The sequence below is a fragment of the Synechococcus sp. CCY 9618 genome (genome assembly GCF_019038415.1).
GTDB lineage: Bacteria > Cyanobacteriota > Cyanobacteriia > PCC-6307 > Cyanobiaceae > Cyanobium.
Map to the genome: position 1 here is coordinate 1 of NZ_JAFKRG010000123.1, position 567 is coordinate 567.

Below are 567 nucleotides of genomic sequence, written 5' to 3' on the forward strand. Positions count from 1 at the left end.
TGGCTTTCCCGCCGGGAGTCTTGCTCGGCGAATCCGGCGGTCCTCCGCGGCGTCCGTGTCGATTCCCAGCTGGTCGATCTCCGCCGCTCGGCCCGCTCCGCCACCTTCATGCCAGGTCCTCCCTCGGACTGAGCAGGTTGGCCAGGCGGATCAGGTTGTAGGCCACCACATGCAGCCGGAACACCGCTCCCACTCGGGATCGGCCTCTGGCCTTGAGTTGCCGCAGCCCGGCGGCCTGCTTGATCCAGCCAAACACCTGCTCGATCCGCTTCCTGGCGTTGATCGACTTGCCATAGCCCTGATGCCGAGCGGTTCGCCCGTCAATGGCGGAGCGGCGGCGGGCCTGGATGTTCTGCGCCACATGGGGCGTGATTCCGGCAAAGCGGATGTCGGCCACGAAATCCCTGGTGTCGTAGCCCTTGTCGGCTCCCAGCGTCTTCCGGTGCGCACCCTGGAGTGACCGGGCCATCCGCACGGCCGCCGCCCGCTCCCCATACCCATCGGCTGGGGTCACCTCACTGGCCACCACCAGACCGTGGCGGTTCTCCATCAGGCAGTGGCCCAGGT

General features: G+C 67.7%; 1 protein-coding gene. It reads right to left on the reverse strand.

Annotated features, from left to right (window positions below; genetic code table 11):
* Positions 1 to 106: 106 nt before the first annotated feature.
* Positions 107 to 567 (reverse strand): transposase (locus tag KUG41_RS15415; protein WP_216905063.1); only part of this gene is annotated, 461 nt, incomplete at its 5' end.